This window comes from Sphingobacterium shayense (assembly GCF_013179575.1).
In the GTDB taxonomy this organism is placed as follows: Bacteria; Bacteroidota; Bacteroidia; order Sphingobacteriales; family Sphingobacteriaceae; genus Sphingobacterium; species Sphingobacterium shayense.
In genome coordinates this window covers 1-3127 of sequence record NZ_JABMCQ010000266.1, presented here as the reverse complement: position 1 = coordinate 3127, position 3127 = coordinate 1, and the positions used below count along the sequence as shown (strand labels likewise).

Annotated in this window: 4 protein-coding genes; 1 reads left to right on the top strand and 3 read right to left on the bottom strand. The window is 39.4% G+C overall.

The features are described from left to right. Nucleotides 1-26 precede the first annotated feature (26 nt). From asnA to HP439_RS18450, 3 genes are all read right to left on the bottom strand, one after another. Nucleotides 27-1031 carry an aspartate--ammonia ligase gene (gene asnA / locus HP439_RS18460; protein WP_172391799.1) on the bottom strand — a complete coding sequence of 335 codons (1005 nt, stop codon included), beginning with the start codon at nucleotides 1029-1031 and terminating at the stop codon, nucleotides 27-29. Nucleotides 1032-1205: 174 nt separating this feature from the next. After that, the gene (locus tag HP439_RS18455; RefSeq protein ID WP_172391800.1) at nucleotides 1206-1532 is read right to left on the bottom strand and encodes an iron-sulfur cluster assembly accessory protein; all 327 of its coding nucleotides are present in this window, start codon (nucleotides 1530-1532) and stop codon (nucleotides 1206-1208) included. An 88-nt stretch (nucleotides 1533-1620) separates the two neighbouring features. Then, nucleotides 1621-2793, bottom strand: a complete 1173-nt coding sequence (locus HP439_RS18450) for a cysteine desulfurase family protein (RefSeq protein ID WP_172391798.1) — start codon at nucleotides 2791-2793, stop codon at nucleotides 1621-1623. Between the two features lie 65 nt (nucleotides 2794-2858). On the opposite strand from HP439_RS18450, the gene HP439_RS18445 reads away from it, so the two are divergent. Next, nucleotides 2859-3127, top strand: a 269-nt coding sequence (locus HP439_RS18445) for a mechanosensitive ion channel family protein (RefSeq protein ID WP_425501388.1), incomplete at its 3' end; no start/stop codon positions are given.

Genomic DNA, 3127 nt, shown 5'->3' with positions numbered 1-3127 from the left:
ATTTTGTTTTCTTTTTTTGTCGACTCTTACAGGAGGTTAACATTTTGATGGGCGAGCACCTGGCGCTGTTGGTCGTCCCAGATACTTACTTGTACTTCTCCAATGTGTGCTTTTTTTAACATAAACATGCAAACGCGAGATTGACCGATACCGCCGCCAATAGATTGTGGTAGTTGGTCGCTCAGTAATAGACTGTGAAACGGTAATTTGGCACGATCCAAGCTGTTTCTTATCTCCAGCTGATACATCAATGCGCTTTTATTTACTCTAACCCCCATGGAAGACAGCTCGAAAGCCGTGTGTAATTGTGGATTCCACACTAATATATCGCCATTGAGTCCTTTATATCCATTCTCATTTGCACTGCTCCAATCGTCATAATCCGCCGCTCTGCCGTCGTGAGAGAAACCGTTACTTAGCTCACCGCCAATTCCGTATATAAAAACCGCGCCGTATTCTTTGGCGATTAGGTTCTCGCGCTCTTTTGGGGTAGAGGAAGGGTAGGTATTTAAAAGTTCTTCGGACGAGATAAAATGGATGTTTTTCGGTAGTATAGCCTTTTTTTCGGGATACTGATTTTCAACTTCGCGCTCGGTTTCATATAAAGCATTGTAAATTTCTAAGACAGATTGCTTTAGGTAACTATAAGAACGTTGGTCTTCGTTAATTCGTTTTTCCCAGTCCCATTGATCGACATAAATTGAATGGATAGGGCTATAGTCTTCATCCGGACGTAGAGCACGCATGTCTGTAATGATTCCTTCGCCTTCTTCAATTTCCAGTTCCTTAAGGCGTACTCGTTTCCATTTCGCCAAGGAGTGTACCACAACCGCGCGTTGTTCATTGAGTGATTTAATAGGAAAACTTACTGGTCTTTCAATTCCATTTAAATCATCGTTTATACCTGTCCCGTCTAAAACGACTAGCGGTGAAGAAACCGGTATTAGGTTTAACGCCTGGATCAGCTTTCGTGAAAAAGTTTCCTTTACAAACGTTATCGCTTGTTCAGTTTTTAATAAGTTACGTCCCATATAATTGTATACCCTCAAACACCACGCTCCATAGCTAGAGGTGTATTGTTATATTTATAAATTAAAGCAGCAAAAGTAATGAAATTATTAAGTATAAAGCGGGTATTTTAAAAATTTTACTGAAAAAGGGGTGTTTTCACACCCCTTTTCTTTATAAAACATTGTTTTTTAATTCTATACTGAAAAACTTTCCCCACAAGCACACGTTCGCGCGGCATTTGGGTTGTGAAATTCAAATCCTTTACCGTTTAGACCATCCGAGTAATCAAGTTCGGTTCCTGCTAAGTATAGGTACGATTTGAGATCTAAACATATTTTTATGCCTTTATCTTCACAAAATTGATCACCTTTTTGTTCAAGGTTGTCGAAGTTGAGCTTATAGGATAATCCAGAGCAGCCACCACTTTCAACCGCAACACGGACAAAATAGTTTTCATCATATTTCTCATCGCGCATAATCTGATCGATGCGTGCCTTCGCTTTATCTGTAATTGTTACAATCGGGTCCATATTTCCTAATTAAATCTTTTACAAAGAACGGTATTCTTTGTTGCTCTTGCAATTTAAAACGGTTTAGATAATGTCAAAATTAATACAGTAGATTATCTTTAAATAACTGCCAAATCGGAGACTGTTTCCGTATTTTCTCCACCGCCTTTATAATAAGTTCTGCAGCATTCTCGATATCCTGTTTCTGTGTGAATTTACTTAAACTAAAACGGATACTGCTATAAACATCTCTGTCATCTACTCCCATGGCCTTTAGGACGTGAGAAGGGTCTGATAACCCTGTAGCGCAAGCAGAACCCGAGGAAAGAGCTAGTTCAGGTGTTGCGGTCATGATTTCTGAGGATTTCACATAACGAAAGGCGATATAGCTTGTATTATCTAGGCGTGGAACATTGTTACTATGAATAATAATTTCCGGAACCTTCGAATGTATTTGATTTTCTAGGAGGTCACGATATTTTGCGATCTGCGGGTAGGTTTCGAGTATCTCGATGGCCTTTCCACAACCTACAATTGCAGGTACGTTTAATGTTCCTGCTCGGCGAGCATGTTCTTGATTTCCGCCCGAAATCAAGGCTGGGATTTGAGTTGGTTTGCTTTTTCGACGAATATATAAGACACCAATTCCTTTTGGACCGTGTATTTTATGTGCACTAAATGTTAGGATGTCGATGGGAAGTTGCTCTAGATCAATCTCTCGTTTTCCAATAAGCTGTGTTGCGTCACAGAAATAAAGTACATCTTTTTGATTACATATTTGTGCAATTTCTTTAATAGGGTGTAGAACTCCTGTTTCGTTATTTGCAGCCATGATGCACACGAGAATTGTGTCATTCCGGATGGTTGTAGTCAATTCCTCTAAATCAATACAACCGTTCTGGTCGACACCTAAATACGTAATGTCAATGCCCTGCTTTTCTAAATTTTCGCAGGTCGATATTACAGCTTTATGCTCGGTTTTACATGTTATGATATGTTGACCTTTCCGCTTATAAGCATGGGCAATACCCCGGAGGACTGTATTGATGCTTTCGGTTGCACCTGAATTGAAAAACAATTCACTGGATTTCACTCGCAACGAAGCAGCGATCCTATCCCGTGCAGTTTCTACGGCTTGGTTTGCCTCCCGGCCAAATCTGTGTTGTACACTAGACGAGTTACCATAACTTTCCTGTAAATAGGGAAGCATCGCTTCTAATACCAAAGCATCGACTTTGGTAGTCGCATTGTTGTCCAAATAGATCCAAGACATGTGTTAAAGATACCTAAATCTTGCTAAATCTGTGGTTGAACGTTGTAATTTTTATATTTTCGCGTATGGAAAAGATTCAAATGGGTATCGAACACTTTATCGACACTTTGATTTTAAAGGTACCAACTCTAATTTTAGCGGCGGTTATTTTATTTTTAGGGATTTATTTGATCCGATTTACACGTGCGCTTGTTGATCGACGCTTTGAAAAAAGGAATATAGACCCTTCTATACGTAGCTTTGTAAGCACACTTATAAAGTTTACACTCTATATACTTTTAATTCTGACTGTTGCAAATACTTTAGGCATACAGACTACATCATTTATCGCGGC